The organism is Phocaeicola sp. RTP21198st1_B8_RTP21198_201120 (assembly GCF_040929485.1).
GTDB lineage: Bacteria > Bacteroidota > Bacteroidia > Bacteroidales > Bacteroidaceae > Phocaeicola > Phocaeicola dorei.
Genome location: NZ_JBCOCI010000483.1, coordinates 816 through 1,131, shown reverse-complemented (window position 1 = coordinate 1,131; position 316 = coordinate 816). Strand labels below are relative to the sequence as shown.

Genomic DNA, 316 nt, shown 5'->3' with positions numbered 1-316 from the left:
GTATAAAGGTAAGGTTCCAACGCTTTTCGGATGGGAGAGGTGGGGTGTACGTAAGCGTGTTCCCATAAATTGATCTTATAGCCTTTCTGCTGGAGTTGGGCTAGCATTTCTTTGTGTTGTGGGAATCGTTCTTTACTCCATATGTACGAGCAGGAATAAGTAGCCGTTTGCCATCCGGGTTCAAGCCCTAGTACGTCACATGGAATATGATTGTTACGAAAATAATCAGCAAAACGCATAACAGAATCTTGTATAGCATCTCCTTTCACACGGTATTTGAATCCGAGTCCCCACATTGGGGGGAGACAGCCTCCAC

1 protein-coding gene is annotated in these 316 nt (G+C 45.3%); it reads right to left on the bottom strand.

The window, feature by feature from the left end:
- A partial coding sequence (locus tag AB5935_RS27475; protein ID WP_368328036.1) for a TIM-barrel domain-containing protein occupies window positions 1-316 on the bottom strand: 316 nt, incomplete at both ends.